20 protein-coding genes and 1 tRNA gene are annotated in these 12371 nt (G+C 30.1%); 12 read left to right on the top strand and 9 right to left on the bottom strand.

Annotation, left to right across the window (positions count from 1 at the left end; all coding sequences use genetic code 11):
* Genes SAR11G3_RS02435 through SAR11G3_RS02425 form a run of 3 tightly spaced genes read left to right on the top strand, consistent with a single transcriptional unit; the run spans nt 1 to nt 1647 of the window.
* Complete coding sequence (locus tag SAR11G3_RS02435; protein ID WP_013695164.1) at nt 1-426, top strand: tellurite resistance TerB family protein; 426 nt, start codon at nt 1-3, stop codon at nt 424-426.
* Nucleotides 423-767 (top strand): ferredoxin FdxA, encoded by a 345-nt coding sequence (gene fdxA / locus SAR11G3_RS02430; RefSeq protein ID WP_041862324.1) that lies wholly within the window; start codon nt 423-425, stop codon nt 765-767. Before SAR11G3_RS02435 ends, fdxA begins: the two co-directional genes overlap by 4 nt.
* A 58-nt stretch (nt 768-825) precedes the next feature.
* Nucleotides 826-1647, top strand: a complete 822-nt coding sequence (locus SAR11G3_RS02425) for a CarD family transcriptional regulator (RefSeq protein WP_013695162.1) — start codon at nt 826-828, stop codon at nt 1645-1647.
* Nucleotides 1648-1699: 52 nt separating this feature from the next.
* Here SAR11G3_RS02425 and SAR11G3_RS07260 read toward each other — a convergent pair whose 3' ends face one another.
* The 4 genes from SAR11G3_RS07260 to SAR11G3_RS02415 form a co-directional block, all read right to left on the bottom strand.
* Nucleotides 1700-1876, bottom strand: a complete 177-nt coding sequence (locus tag SAR11G3_RS07260; protein ID WP_013695161.1) for a hypothetical protein — start codon at nt 1874-1876, stop codon at nt 1700-1702.
* Between the two features lie 254 nt (nt 1877-2130).
* A complete protein-coding gene (locus SAR11G3_RS07660) occupies nt 2131-2808 on the bottom strand; it encodes an AMP-binding protein (RefSeq protein WP_255346864.1) in 678 nt (225 codons plus the stop codon).
* Nucleotides 2809-2864: 56 nt separating this feature from the next.
* Complete coding sequence (locus SAR11G3_RS07655; RefSeq protein ID WP_013695159.1) at nt 2865-3836, bottom strand: AMP-binding protein; 972 nt, start codon at nt 3834-3836, stop codon at nt 2865-2867.
* Nucleotides 3837-3844: 8 nt separating this feature from the next.
* Nucleotides 3845-3930 (bottom strand) — tRNA-Leu (locus SAR11G3_RS02415).
* Nucleotides 3931-4157: 227 nt separating this feature from the next.
* On the opposite strand from SAR11G3_RS02415, the gene SAR11G3_RS02410 reads away from it, so the two are divergent.
* The 4 genes from SAR11G3_RS02410 to SAR11G3_RS02400 are packed head-to-tail and all read left to right on the top strand — an operon-like array spanning nt 4158 to nt 5765.
* A complete protein-coding gene (locus SAR11G3_RS02410; protein ID WP_013695157.1) occupies nt 4158-4775 on the top strand; it encodes a YqaA family protein in 618 nt (205 codons plus the stop codon).
* On the top strand, nt 4776-4955 hold the full coding sequence (locus SAR11G3_RS07875) for a disulfide bond formation protein B (RefSeq protein ID WP_081456280.1): 180 nt from the start codon (nt 4776-4778) through the stop codon (nt 4953-4955).
* The gene (locus tag SAR11G3_RS02405; protein ID WP_049775410.1) at nt 4886-5245 is read left to right on the top strand and encodes a disulfide bond formation protein B; all 360 of its coding nucleotides are present in this window, start codon (nt 4886-4888) and stop codon (nt 5243-5245) included. Before SAR11G3_RS07875 ends, SAR11G3_RS02405 begins: the two co-directional genes overlap by 70 nt.
* Complete coding sequence (locus SAR11G3_RS02400) at nt 5235-5765, top strand: demethoxyubiquinone hydroxylase family protein (RefSeq protein ID WP_013695155.1); 531 nt, start codon at nt 5235-5237, stop codon at nt 5763-5765. The genes SAR11G3_RS02405 and SAR11G3_RS02400 overlap by 11 nt, the downstream gene beginning before the upstream one ends.
* 3 nt (nt 5766-5768) lie before the next feature.
* Here the strand turns inward: SAR11G3_RS02400 and SAR11G3_RS02395 are convergent, their stop codons facing one another.
* Both SAR11G3_RS02395 and SAR11G3_RS02390 read right to left on the bottom strand, forming a co-directional pair.
* On the bottom strand, nt 5769-6338 hold the full coding sequence (locus SAR11G3_RS02395) for an HNH endonuclease (RefSeq protein ID WP_013695154.1): 570 nt from the start codon (nt 6336-6338) through the stop codon (nt 5769-5771).
* A 46-nt stretch (nt 6339-6384) separates the two neighbouring features.
* Nucleotides 6385-7032: an alpha/beta hydrolase gene (locus tag SAR11G3_RS02390; protein ID WP_013695153.1), complete on the bottom strand. Its 648-nt coding sequence runs from the start codon at nt 7030-7032 to the stop codon at nt 6385-6387.
* Nucleotides 7033-7077: 45 nt separating this feature from the next.
* Between SAR11G3_RS02390 and SAR11G3_RS02385 the strand changes: the two genes are divergently transcribed.
* On the top strand, nt 7078-7281 hold the full coding sequence (locus SAR11G3_RS02385; protein WP_041862323.1) for a twin transmembrane helix small protein: 204 nt from the start codon (nt 7078-7080) through the stop codon (nt 7279-7281).
* On the opposite strand, the gene SAR11G3_RS02380 is transcribed toward SAR11G3_RS02385, so the two are convergent.
* On the bottom strand, nt 7282-7827 hold the full coding sequence (locus SAR11G3_RS02380; protein ID WP_013695152.1) for a TlpA family protein disulfide reductase: 546 nt from the start codon (nt 7825-7827) through the stop codon (nt 7282-7284). It abuts the gene before it with no gap.
* Nucleotides 7828-7889: 62 nt separating this feature from the next.
* Between SAR11G3_RS02380 and argH the strand changes: the two genes are divergently transcribed.
* From argH to SAR11G3_RS02365, 4 genes are read left to right on the top strand one after another with little or no spacing between them, the layout of a single operon-like run.
* A complete protein-coding gene (gene argH, locus SAR11G3_RS02375; RefSeq protein WP_049775443.1) occupies nt 7890-9239 on the top strand; it encodes an argininosuccinate lyase in 1350 nt (449 codons plus the stop codon).
* Entirely contained in the window at nt 9236-9361 is a 126-nt protein-coding gene (locus tag SAR11G3_RS07650) for a hypothetical protein (RefSeq protein WP_013695150.1), read from the top strand. Before argH ends, SAR11G3_RS07650 begins: the two co-directional genes overlap by 4 nt.
* A gap of 3 nt (nt 9362-9364) precedes the next feature.
* Complete coding sequence (gene lysA, locus SAR11G3_RS02370) at nt 9365-10600, top strand: diaminopimelate decarboxylase (RefSeq protein WP_013695149.1); 1236 nt, start codon at nt 9365-9367, stop codon at nt 10598-10600.
* Nucleotides 10601-10607: 7 nt separating this feature from the next.
* Entirely contained in the window at nt 10608-11300 is a 693-nt protein-coding gene (locus SAR11G3_RS02365) for a lysophospholipid acyltransferase family protein (RefSeq protein ID WP_013695148.1), read from the top strand.
* On the opposite strand, the gene SAR11G3_RS02360 is transcribed toward SAR11G3_RS02365, so the two are convergent.
* Together SAR11G3_RS02360 and SAR11G3_RS07475 are read right to left on the bottom strand one after the other, a co-directional pair.
* Nucleotides 11297-12199, bottom strand: coding sequence for a prephenate dehydrogenase/arogenate dehydrogenase family protein (locus SAR11G3_RS02360; RefSeq protein ID WP_013695147.1), 903 nt, complete (start codon nt 12197-12199; stop codon nt 11297-11299). The genes SAR11G3_RS02365 and SAR11G3_RS02360 overlap by 4 nt on opposite strands.
* A complete protein-coding gene (locus SAR11G3_RS07475) occupies nt 12199-12369 on the bottom strand; it encodes a hypothetical protein (RefSeq protein ID WP_013695146.1) in 171 nt (56 codons plus the stop codon). The genes SAR11G3_RS02360 and SAR11G3_RS07475 overlap by 1 nt, the downstream gene beginning before the upstream one ends.
* Nucleotides 12370-12371 lie beyond the last annotated feature (2 nt).

The raw sequence follows: 12371 nt of genomic DNA, 5'->3' as shown, positions 1-12371 counted from the left end.
ATGAGCTGGTTTTCAAAAAATAAACAAGATGCTAATTCTGAATCCTTGGAAACGTCTGTAACTACTTTATTAATACATGCGGCTAAGCTAGATGAAAACTACAGTCAAGATGAAAAAATAATTATAAATAAATGTTTAGTAGAGCTGGGTTTTGGAGAAAAAGAAGAGGTTAAAGAATTAATGGATCGTTGTGAAGTTCTAGAAAAAGAAATCAATCAAATTCTACATCTTACCCAAGAGATTAAGAAATTAAAGTATGCTGATAGGCTAAAAATAATTGAAGTGCTTGTTCAAGTTGTGTATGCAGATGGAAAAATGGACGAATTTGAAGATAATTTAATAAGAAGAGTTTGTGGCTTAGTTTATGTTGAGAATGCTGATGTAGGTCCTATGAAAGAAAATATTAAAAAGAAATTAACGTTATGACCTACGTAGTGAATGATAAGTGCATTAAATGCAAACTTACTGATTGTGTAGAAGTCTGTCCTGTTGATTGCTTTTATGAAGGAGACAATATGTTAGTAATCAATCCTGATGAGTGTATTGATTGCGGTGTTTGCGAACCAGAATGCCCCATTGGTGCCATTGAACCTGACACAAATGATGGTGCAGAGAAACTTGTTTTGCTTAACAAAAAATTATCAGAAACTTGGCCTGTTATTACCAAAAAGAAGGATCCTTTACCTGATTGGGAAAAGTTCAAGGATATGGAAAATAAACTAGACAAGTATTACAGTGAAAAAGCTGGGCCCGGAGATAAAAAATAATTAAATATATTGAAAAGACAATAAATATAAGGTACTTCCTTCGCCTTACAAAAAACTCATGCTAAATAAATTAAAAAAAACTCTTTCCAAAGTATCTGGTAAAAAAATGTCAAAACCAAAACCAACCAAATCTGTTACGGTTAAAAAAACTAAAGCTGCTAAAGTCAAGAAAGCTAAGATCGTAAAAGTTAAAGCTGTTAAGGTAAAGAAAGTTAAAACTGTTAACGTTAAAAAAATTAAAGGCGATAAAATTAATCCAAATAAAAAAGTAATTGAAAATAAGCCGGTTATTAAAACAGGTAGAGTATACACATCTCATTCTAGTCAAGATCCTTTGATAGAAATAAAAAAAATTAAAAAACAAGATAATGAAAAAAGAACTTATAAAATTAAAGATTACGTGATTTATCCAAAGCATGGAATTGGTCAAATCACAGCTGTTGAAAAAGACACTATAGCAGGAATTGATATTAACTTTTATAAAATTGAAATTACAAAAGATAAGTTGGTCTTAACTATTCCAACCAATCAGCAGGGTCATCTTAGATCTCTATCAAGCACAGGACAAGTTGCTAAAGCTATCTCTATTTTAAAAGGCAAGGCGAAAGTAAAAAGAACTATGTGGAGTAGGAGAGCACAAGAGTATGAGCAAAAAATTAATTCTGGAGAGATTTACCAAATTGCTGAAGTGGTAAGAGATTTAAATAAAAATACTGATATGCCAGTTGATCAATCTTACAGTGAAAGACAACTTTTTGAGAAAGCCTTTGAAAGACTTTTGGGAGAAGTTACTGTGGTATTGGAAGCAACTGAAGAAGAGGCTAAAGAAAAACTAAATAAAGCCCTTGGTAAAAAACCTGAACAAGCTCTTGTCACATAAAAAAAACGCCCCCTAAGTAGAGAGCGTTTTTTTTGTAAAACTAGATTAAAAACTATCTTTTTCTTTTCTTAGCAGTTTTCTTTTTAGCTGGTTTTCTTTTCTTAGCAGGTGCTTTTTTCTTAGCAGCTGGTTTTCTCTTTTTTGCAGCTGGTTTTTTCTTAGCTACTTTTCTTTTTGCTGGTTTTTTAGCAACTTTTTTCTTTGCTGCTTTTTTTCTTTTTTTAGCCATCTTTAGTCTCCTTTTTAGTTTGGAGTTTCACTTAAAATTTTTTTTAAGTGATTCGTTATTAAAATCATATAAAAATAAATAACTATCATTGTCAAACCTTAAATGTTTTGAAAAATTCAAAAATAAAAAAATAAAAAATACAATTTAGAGTTTAAAAAAATAAAAAAATAAAAAATAAAATTAAATTGCTATTAACGTTGATTTTAAAGGACTAAATGAAGACTCTTAAATCTATTTTTTTTTATAAAAACTATTTAAGAGGTTCTCAAAGTTTTTTTTATGATGTAGCGTTTCATTTTTAATGTCGGCGTAAGCATATTATTCTCTGCTGAAAAAGATTCTTCAAGTATAGAAAAATTTTTTATTTTTTCAATTGCTGTAAGATTTTCACTAGTTTTATCGACAACTTCTTGAATTTTTTGTTTGGTCGGGTTTAATTCTTTATTTGCGACAATTAAAGATACTAAATAATTTCTATTATCTCCATAAATAAATGCCTGATCAATTTCTGGGTGATTACATAACAAGTTTTCAATTTTAGCGGGAGAAATATTATCTCCTCCGGAAGTTACAATGATATCTTTTTTTCGATCAGTAATTTTTAAATAACCATCGGAATCAATTTCTCCAATATCTCCTGTATATAACCAATCATCAATAAGAACCTTTTTGGTTGCCTCCTCATTGTTCCAGTATCCAAGCATAACGTTTTCACCTTTGACTAAAATTTCTCCATCTTTGGCAATTTTTACTTTGCAATTTTTTAGGACCGTCCCTACCGTTTCTACTTTAATAGAATTAATAGGATTACAACTAACCACTGGTGAAGTTTCCGTTAAACCATATCCTTGCATGGTCTTTAATCCAAGAGCATTAAGAAATAGTCCAATCTTTGGGTCTAAAGGTCCTCCTCCAGAAACAAATGTTTGAATATTTCCTCCTAAACTTTTTTGGATTTTTTTTCTAACTAAAATAGTTAAGGCAAAATTTAATATTTTTTCGATAAAAGAGATTTTTTTTTTAAAATTATCTTGGTTCCAATTTCAATAGTTTTATTAAAAATGATTTTTTTTAGATAACTTTCTTTATTTAATTTTATAAGAATCTTATTGTAAAAATTATTGTAGAATCTTGGTACGGCTGTCATAATAGTCGGAGCTGCTTCTTTTAAATTAATTAGCAACTTTTCTAAACTTTCTGCATAAAATACTTTTGCACTAAGCGCTATTTGCACAAATTGAATAGTATGTTCATAGGAATGAGACAATGGTAGCCACGTTAAAAAAGTATGATTATTTATTTTAATATCACTCAACAATTCTAAGGCACCTTCGCAATTACTTAAAATTCCTCCATGACTTAAAACTACTCCTTTGGGATTTCCCTCAGTTCCTGATGTATAAATAATGCAAGCAGGATCTTTTCTAGACAAAATATTTCTATCAAAAGAAAAACTATTTTCTTCGGAAGATATTTGTGTTGCCGATGAATATGAAATCAACTTTTCTCCAGGAAAATCCATTTCAAAAGGATCTAAATGAATGATAAAATTAAATGCATGATTTAGATTATTTTTTGCTTCTATAATTTTTTTTAATAAAGCTTTACTAGAAACAATCAAGCCAACAGGACTACAATCGTTAATAACATGCTCAAAGTCTTTAGCGGAATAGGTGGTATAGTTAGGAACTGTCACCAGGCCATGACACATAATTGCAATATCTGAAATTAACCACTCAGGTCTATTTTCAGATACAAGCATGACCCTGTCTCCTTTTTTTATGTTTTGCTGAGAAAGAAAGTTTGCGAATGCTAAAACTTCTTTTTTTGTTTTTGCCCAACTATAAATAAAATCGTTACCTGTTTCTTTGTTTTTTCTAACTAGTTGTATTTTGTGACTATTCTCTTCACTTTTTTTTAAAAAGAGCTCCGGTAGGCTTTTGTAATTAGATATATTCATATTTTTAATGGTGCGGATGAACGGACTTGAACCGTTACACACTTGCGCGCATCAGATTTTGAGTCTGACGTGTCTACCATTCCACCACATCCGCAATAATTACTTGGGTAAACAATTTTTAATCAAAATTGCCATCAAAAGCCAGATTATAAAAGTATCACCATGCTCCATGGTGTATGTTGCCCCAAAAGCCTTGGCAATACCTAAGATAATATAGATAATGACTGGTGACAGGATAAGACTTATCAAGAGATCTTTAATTGTTCTGAAATAATTCATAGTAGTTATTATAATGGTAAAGATGTAAATAGTAAAATTACAATGTTCAAAAATCTTTTAAAAAAAACTGTAGCATTAGCGGCACACAGAAGTGCTAAAATTTATTTAGGGATTGTTTGTTTTTTCGAAAGTATTTTTTTTCCCATTCCTCCAGATGTCATGATTGTTCCAATGACAATCGCAAAAAGTAAAGAATGGATCAAAATAGCTTCAACGGCAACAATAACTTCTGTAATTGGTGGTTGCGCAGGATACGCAATTGGTAGTTTTTTTTACAAGGAAATTGGAATTCCTATTTTTGAATTTTATGGATTTGATGGATTTGTAGCTTTTAAAGATCAAATATCAATTGGAAAAGGTTTCTGGGCTTGGGTAGTGCTTCTAGCTATAGCAGGATTTACTCCTGTTCCTTTCAAGCTTTTAACAATTTCTAGTGGATTTATTCATTTTAATTTCTTTGTTTTTATTTTTGTTTCTGCGCTAACTAGAGGTTGTAGATTTTTTATTTTAGCCGGTGTTATTAGATTTTTTGGAAAAAAAATTGTTCCCTACATAGAAAAAAGGTCTATAAAAATCTTAATTATAATGTCAATTTTGCTCTTAGTTGGATTTGCAATCGCCTATTTAATTTATCAAAACTATGAGTACTTTATAAAATAAATGACGGCCTCAAGAACCCAAATAATATCTACTTTATTATTTATTAATATTTCTATTCTTTTATCGGCATACTACATTCAATATGTTTTAAGAGTTCCTCCTTGTCCTATGTGTCAATATCAAAGAATACCTTACTATCTAATAGTCGTTACGCTGGGAATTTTTTTTTTAATATTGTAAATTTTAAGAAATTAATTTTAATTTTAATTTTTTTATCTTCCTTAAGTATTGCAATTAGTTTTTATCATATAGGTATAGAACAGGGTTTTTTTCAAGAACTAAATAGTTGTAAAGACGATGTAGGTGCTAATAATACTCAAGATCTATTAAAAGAATTAAGCAATAAGGGTATAGTGTCTTGCAAGGAAGTTAGCTTTAGGATCTATGGCTTTTCCCTTGCGACATTAAACTTTCTTGCAAATATAGCTCTAGTATTATTTTATTCTCTTATATTGAAATATGAAAAATAAAATCGAAGAAATGATAAGGGTAGATCACGCCGGGGAACGTGGTGCGATTAAAATTTATGATGGTCAGTTACTGGCTTTGCAGTTTCTTAAAGGTGATCCTGATTTGGAAAAAAAAGTTGCAGAAATGAAAGAGCATGAAAAAGAACATTTAAAATACTTTGAACAACAGTTAGCGGATAGAAAAATTAGACCTACTCTACTTCTCCCTCTATGGGATTTGCTTGGAACCGCCCTTGGATTTGGTACGGCAGTTTTGGGTAAAAAAGCAGCCATGCTTTGTACTGCTTCAGTAGAAGAAGTAATCGACAAACACTACTTAGAGCAAATTGATTATTTAAGTAAAAATGAAAAAAAAGAAAAAGATTTGTTAGCTAAAGTTAAAAAATTTAGACAAGATGAGCTAGATCATCGCGATATTGCCTATGAAGAAGGGGCAAGCAAAGAAGGTGTCTATGGATTGCTGGATGTAATTATCAAAACAGGGTCCAAGGTAGCGATAGAAATATCAAAAAAAATTTAAATCTTAAGGCTCCAAGCCAACATCCCAATAGAGATAATCTAACCAACTTTGGTGTAAAAAATTAGGTGGAAAATTTCTTCCATTTTTATGTAGTTGTTCGTCTGTAGGCCTATACGGCTTAATTTTAGGATGCATCCCACATTCTCTACAAAGCTTGTTTCCTTTTTTAACATTGCAAGTTGTACAAGCTGTAACAACATTTTCCCAGGAAGTGATACCACCTTTAGATTTTGGTATTAAGTGATCGAAAGTTAAATTTTTTACATCACCACAATAAAGACATGAAAACTTATCTCTTAAAAAAACATTAAACCTTGTAAAATTTGGATGTTCTGATGGTTTGATAAAAGTTTTAAGAGAGATGACACTTGGCAATTTCATAGAGAAGGAGGGGCTTCTGATCTCTCTATCATATTCAGAAACAATATTAACCCTATCTAAAAAAACATCTCGGACCACATCTTGCCAGCACCATAAAGATAAAGGGTAATAACTTAAGGGTCGGTAGTCCGCATTCAAGACTAACGCAGGACATTTTTCTAGAGGTAATTCATTAGTATGACTAATAATCATGAGATGAAAACTATCTAAGTTTTACAATATCTTCAAGAAAAATTTTTTATAAATCAACTTTTAATTTTAAAAATTCTAACCCCACACTTAAACCTTCAGGTGTTATAGAGTGGCCACAATTTTCAAAAACTTTATATTTAATATCTAAAGATTTTTTTTTTAAAAATTCATAACTTGCATACATTTCTTCTAATGTAATAACAGTGTCTGTGTTTCCGTGTAATAACAGGATAGGACATTGAGAAAGAATATTTTTTTCAAGAAAGTTAAAATCATATACTTTTCCTGAGTAACCCAAGATTCCTGCGATTGGATCTTTATAGGACAGAGCAAGCTGCAATGACATCATGGTTCCCTGACTAAATCCCATGAGATATAAATCTTTTTTTTCCAGTCCTTGTTCTTTTAGTTGTGTATTAATAAATAGATCTAGTAATTGCAAAGAGGATTGAAATTCTTCAATAATTTTTTCTTGAGAGGTTTGCATTAAATCAAACCATTCAAAACCTGATGGATTAATTTGGCAAGGCGTAGGAGCATTGGGCGCAATAAAACAAAAGTCGGGAAGAGATTTTTGCCAATATTCTCCTATAGACAATAGATCATTACAGTCTGCTCCATACCCGTGGGACAAAATTACCATTTTTTTTGCTTGGGTAGAATTGGAGTTTAATTTTTTAAAGTGTAGAGACATTAGATTTTATCTATCATTATAAAAATATTATGTTAATTACTACTTATGAGTCAAAATACACTGAGTTTCGTTGCCATACTTGTAATTCTAGCAGTATTAGTTGTTTTAATACGTGGTTTAAAATCTTTTTTTAAAGGTGGATCTATTGAAGAAAAAAGAAAAAGTAACCAGTTAATGCAGCTAAGGGTCTTTCTACAGTTTTGCGCCATAATAATATTAATGGCACTCGCATTTATATACGGTAAATAATTAAAAGTTTCCAATCCAGCTAATAAATTTCTTATCTGCAAAATCTATAGACCCAACAATTCTAGCAAATTCCTTGCCTTCCTTATTTATTAATAAAGTGGTGGGAACTCCTCTAAGTCTAAGTTTTTTAATAACTTTTAAATCTTTATCAAAATAGCTATCAAAGTTTTTAACTTTTAAATCATCTAGAAACTGTTTAGATTTTTTATAATCAACAGTCTCTACATTGACTGCAATAATTTCTATATATTCTGGACCTAAAATATCTACCAGTCTATCGAGAGAAGGCATTTCTTCCTTACACGGAGCACACCAGGTAGCCCAAAAATTTATAACGGTGATTTGTTTATTAAAAATAACATCAATATCACTACCTGTTTTTTTGTCTTCTAGAGTTATTTTTGGAAAATCTTTTGGTTTTTCGTGTAAAATTATATTTTTTGAAGGTAGGGGGATATTGGGTTGAGATAAGCAATAATTAGTAATAAGTAATAATAAAGTAATTAAAATACTTAACTTTTGTAAAAAAATTGAAAAAATATTCACAGATAATAAATACAGTATTTCAAGATGAAAAAAACAAAAAAAATTCTGTTTGGGGCACTAGAATGCAATCGGAAGTTTCTTCTGTTCTTCAGGCTGCCAATTCTTCTATAGAGATAGATAAGAGATTATATCAAGAAGATATTCAAGGATCTATTGCTCATTGTACTATGTTGGCAAAAAAAAAAATTATTGATGTAAAAAAATCTAAAAAAATTATTGTAGGATTAAAAAAAATTGAGCAAGAAATTTATAAGAAAAAATTTAAATTTGAAATAAAGAATGAAGATATTCATTTAAATATTGAGAAGAGACTGTTTGAAATTATTGGTTCGGATGCTGGTTTTTTACATACTGCCAGATCAAGAAATGACCAAGTTACTACCGATTTTAAATTATGGATTAAAAAATCTTCTTATGAAATGAAAAGTCTAATTCACTTGCTAATAAAAGATTTTGCAAATCTTGCTGATAAAAATATTGACGTTGTGATGCCAGGATTTACTCATTTAAAAAATGCCCAGCCTGTTTTGTTCTCTCATTATCTTCTGGCTTATGTTGAGATGTTTAAGAGAGATTTTATTAAATTTCAAAATGTCATAGACAATTTAGATGAAAATCCATTAGGATCCGGTGCTCTGGCTGGAACCTCGTATAATATCGACAGAAACTTAACTACCAAGTTATTGGGATTTAAGTCTCCTACAAAAAATTCAATCGATTCCGTTTCAGATAGAGATTATGCTATAGAATTTTTATTTGTATCCAGCTTATGCGCCATGCATCTTTCTAGACTAGCTGAAGAAATTATTCTTTGGAATTCTGATTTGTTAAATTTCATTAAAATTAAAGACAGCCTACTAACAGGCTCTTCAATGATGCCTCAAAAAAAGAATCCGGATTCTGCTGAATTAATCAGAGGGAAAACAGGTGGTATTTATGGAAACTTAAATTCTCTGCTTATAACGATGAAAGGATTGCCGTTATCTTATTTCAAAGATATGCAAGAAGACAAGGTGGCTGTATTTAATGCTTATGATAATTTAAAATTGAATTTGAATCTTGCAAGCCAGTTGATTAAGGGCATCGTGCCCAACAAACAAAAGCTTTTTCATGCAGCGCAAGATGGATTTACCACCGCTACTGATTTTGCGGATTATTTGGTTAAAAAAGGAATTTCTTTTAGAGATGCATACAAAAAATCGGCTGAACTGGTTAATATTGCTGAAAAAAAAGGCCTTAGATTAGATCAATTAGATTTTAAAACTGTAGCAGAAGTAGATAAATTAATTGAAAAAGATGTAATGAAAATTTTTGATATAAAAAATTCAATTGAAAAAAAAATTTCTTACGGTGGAACTGGAACTAAAAATGTTGTTAGTATGATAAAAAAAATTAAAAAAGAATTTAAATGAAAAAGCTATTGATCATTATTATATCTGGTGTTTTTTTCTTTTCTTGTGGAAAAAAAGGACCTCCTGTATATGAAGAAAAAAAAACTAGCTCTACCAATATAATTCAGAAATATTTTTCTTAAACAATGAATTTAATAAAATATAGAGGCAATGATCTCTACTTTGAGAATGTCTCCGTCAAGAAAATTGCCAAAAAAAATATAACACCTTTTTACCTCTATTCTTTTGAGCAGTTAGAATATAATTTTAATTTTTTTCATAAGTCTTTTAAGTCTATCAATCCACTTATCTGCTTTGCTGTTAAATCAAACACCAATTTATTTTTCTTAAAAAAACTAAAGAAACTTGGCTCTGGAGCTGATGTAGTATCTATTGGAGAGCTACAACTTGCTCTAAAGGCTGGGATCAATGCACAAAAAATAGTTTTTTCAGGAGTCGGGAAAACAAAAGAGGAACTATCCTACGCAGTGTCAAAAAAAATTTTACTAATTAATACAGAATCTGAAAATGAGATTAATGAAATTATAAAAATTGCAAGATCAAAGAAGAAAATAGTTACAATTGGTATCAGATTAAATCCAAATATTTCGGCAAAAACTAATAAAAAAATATCTACAGGTAAAAAAAGTGACAAGTTTGGAATTAGCCTAGATAGGTGTTTTAAAATTCTTAAGAAAAATAGCAATAATAAAAATATTAAGATTGAAGGGTTAAGTGTTCACATTGGAAGCCAGATTAAAGAATTGGCACCTTTTAAGAAAACATTAGATGTTATAAATAAATTCCTTTTAAAATTAAAAAATGAAGGAATCACAATTTCATACCTGGATTTGGGTGGTGGAATGGGAATACCTTATTCAGCATTAGAAACAGAATTTGATTTAAAAAAATATGCTAACCTTGTTCATGCATTTAATAAAAATCATAAATGCAAAATTATATTTGAGCCAGGAAGATATATGTCTGCCAATACAGCTCTTTTAGTTTCTAAAGTAACCTATGTTAAAGAAATTCAAGATAGAAATTTTGTAATACTAGATGCGGCAATGAATGATTTAATGAGACCAGCATTGTATGGTGCAAAACACGATATTTTGCCTATCCAAAAAGATAAGAAAAAATTTAATAGAAAAATAGAATTTGTGGGCCCTATATGCGAAAGCACTGATAAGTTTATTACTTACAATAACTACCCCAGATTAAAGGAGGGTGGTTATGTTTGTTTCACGAATGTTGGAGCTTATGGAAGATCTCTTTCGTCCAACTACAACGTCAGACCATTGGCAGCAGAGATAGCCATTAATAAAAAATCTTACACCATTATAAGACCTAGACAAAAGCTAAAAGATCTTATCAAATAAAAACATTGTGAATTTTTTACGCTCTTTAGTATTCAATTTTTTTACTTACGTGGGAATAGCCATTGCTTGTATTGTATCCCTTCCCACCCTTCTTCTTCCGAGAAAAAAATTTTTGAGTAAAATTTCTTATTTCTTAGGATATTACTTAATTTTTTTAACTAAATATGTATTGGGAACTCAAATAGAATTTGTTGGAATGGACAAAATACCAAAGGATAAAAAATTTTTTATAGCTTCAGCCCACCAATCGATGCTTGAAACTTTTTTATATAATTTTTTAATACCAGATTGCACCTTTGTAATTAAAAAAGAATTACTTTCGATACCTTTGTATGGACTGTATTTAAAAAAATTAGAATATATCGCAATTAATCGAGGAAAAACTACTAAGGATAACGTTAGTTCTTTTGGTCAAATTTTTGACCGAATTCAAAAAAGTAACCGAACATTAATTATTTTTCCGCAAGGAACTAGGGTACATCCAGAGGAGCAACCTATGTTAAAAAAAGGGGCTAGCCGCATTTATCAAGGTCTAAATATTAGCTGTATTCCTGTCAAATTAAACACAGGATCTGTTTGGCCTCGTAATAGTTTTTATAAATATCCTGGAAAAATTGTATTTGAGTTTAAAGATTCTATAGAGCCAGGACTGGATAGTGCTACTTTTACAAAGGAACTAGAAAGAAAAATTTATAACTAATTTTTTCTTCCAAAATTAGAAGCTTTTGTATCCTGTCCTGCCTTAACTACTTTTGCCCTAATGCTTCTGGTTTTTTGAAAAAATTTAAATAATTCTTTTTTATCGTTATTTTGGATAGCTGTTTCTAAGTGCTTGAGATCTTTGCTAAATCTTTTGAGCATAAATAAAATTTGTTTTTTGTTTCCTATCATTATGTCTCTCCACATTGTTGGGTCTGAAGAAGCTATCCTAGTAAAATCTCTAAATCCACTTGCACTAAATTTAATAACCTCAGACTTAATCTTGGCCTCTAACTTGGATGCGGTTCCTACAATATTGTAAGCAATTAAATGGGGGATATGACTGGTGATAGCCATGATATTATCGTGACTTCGTGCATTCATTGAAGTTACTTTGCTGCCAAATTTGCTCCATAATTGTTCAATTTTTTTTTGATCTTTCTTTTTGCTTAATTTGCAAGGAGTGGTGATAAACCACCTGTTCTTAAATAAGTTTAAAAAACCTGATTTTGGTCCACTCTCTTCAGTGCCGGCAATGGGGTGGCCTGGAATAAAGCTAGATTTTTTATTTAAAATTTTTTCTGATAATTTAATTATATTAGATTTTGAAGATCCCACGTCTGTAATGATTGCGCTGATAGGCGCATGATCACGAATAGTTTTAAAAATTCGCTCGTAAGTACTTAGAGGCGCACAAATAAAGATAATATTCGTGTTTTTGCAACATACTTTTAAATTAGAGGATATTTCATTTGCTAATTTAAGGGACTTTACATCTTTAAGTGCTTTAGAAGAAATATCACAAACACTAATATTTTTAGCTAATTTTCTTTTTTTTATTTCTCTTGCTATGGAGGATCCAATCAGGCCACACCCGACTATGGTTATTTTATTAAACATTAAAAAATCCTATCCAATAGCTTAATAAACAGCCTGCACTCTTGGGCATTTCCAATCGTTACTCTTAAGCTATTTTTAATTTTATAGTTATTCATTTTTCTTAAAATAATTTTTGATTGGGCAAATTTTTTAAAAACATTATTAGCATCGTTAGATTTGTTAAATTGCATTA

It is taken from the genome of Candidatus Pelagibacter sp. IMCC9063, assembly GCF_000195085.1.
Classification (GTDB): Bacteria; Pseudomonadota; Alphaproteobacteria; order Pelagibacterales; family Pelagibacteraceae; genus IMCC9063.
The sequence above is the reverse complement of the archived record's forward strand: the minus strand, read 5'-3'. Positions and strand labels throughout refer to the sequence as shown.